1 protein-coding gene is annotated in these 424 nt (G+C 47.9%); it reads right to left on the bottom strand.

Annotated features, from left to right (window positions below):
• A partial coding sequence (locus GO755_RS40755) for a terminase small subunit (protein ID WP_198175101.1) occupies positions 1-368 on the bottom strand: 368 nt, incomplete at its 3' end.
• Between the last annotated feature and the right edge of the window lie 56 nt (positions 369-424).

The raw sequence follows: 424 nt of genomic DNA on the forward strand, positions 1-424 counted from the left end.
GCCGGAGTCGTCCTGACTATCTTGCGTTGACGCACTTTTTTCAACAAGTCTCTATTGGCCTTAGCATCCTCCGAGTTCAGCGTTAGCTCGCCTTCTTCGGTCATAAAGTGCTCCATCGTGCCGCGACCGTAAGCCGTCATACGGCCTAAACATTCACCCTTTCCCATTGCCGATTGGTCCATAATCTGCGAAATGGCAGCAGAAATGTCAATATTTGTCAATAATTGATAAGCGGACTGATTCGATCGAGCATCGGAGTAGCCAGCTTCGCGAGCCGCACGTGACGCATTGCGATACTCACAATAGAGATCAACGAATTTGCGCTGTTTATCGCTTAACCTTTCGTAGGGGCTTTGTTGGGCTTCCATTGCCGTTCACTAAAGACTAGTTTGTACACTGACTTGATTTAAAAACCTTCCTGACC

Origin of the sequence: Spirosoma arboris (assembly GCF_009754945.1) — a bacterium.
Classification (GTDB): domain Bacteria; phylum Bacteroidota; class Bacteroidia; order Cytophagales; family Spirosomataceae; genus Spirosoma; species Spirosoma arboris.